This window comes from Streptomyces tendae (assembly GCF_014650435.1).
Lineage (GTDB): Bacteria > Actinomycetota > Actinomycetes > Streptomycetales > Streptomycetaceae > Streptomyces > Streptomyces tendae.
This window is the reverse complement of sequence record NZ_BMUY01000138.1, coordinates 1-505: the sequence shown is the minus strand read 5'-3', so window position 1 is coordinate 505 and position 505 is coordinate 1. Positions and strand designations below refer to the sequence as shown.

At 44.0% G+C, this 505-nt stretch carries 1 protein-coding gene; it reads left to right on the top strand.

The window, feature by feature from the left end; all coding sequences use genetic code 11:
- Window positions 1-361, top strand: a 361-nt coding sequence (locus tag IE258_RS41030; protein ID WP_189750866.1) for an EamA family transporter, incomplete at its 5' end; no start/stop codon positions are given.
- Between the last annotated feature and the right edge of the window lie 144 nt (window positions 362-505).

The window sequence follows — 505 nt, the reverse complement described above, 5'->3', positions numbered from 1 at the left end:
ATTGGCGAAGATTGGAATTGAAGGTGTAAATTCGAATCTTGCCACCGCGATTCGGACGGTTGTTGTGGTTGTGATGGCGTGGGGAATGGTTTTTCTCACCCATGTGCAGAGTGGAATTTCAGAAATCAGCAGAAAGAGTTGGGTATTTTTGATTTTATCTGGTCTGGCGACAGGGGCATCCTGGCTTTGTTATTACCGGGCATTACAGCTTGGAGAAGCATCAAAAGTAGTTCCTGTTGATAAACTTAGTGTGGTAATCACACTGATTCTGGCATTTGTATTTTTACATGAGCAATTTACGGTAAAATCTCTGATCGGATGTATTCTCATAGGGGCAGGAACCTTAATTATGGTGTTGTAAGTTAGAGGAAAGCTATGGATGATTTTAGTATTATGGAAGCAATTTGTGGCGCAGATTGCTGCGGCGTACGTGACAGAAAGGAAGAATGTGGCGGCTGTACAACAGTGCAGGGACATCCTTTCGGCGGAACTTATGTTGCTGCGG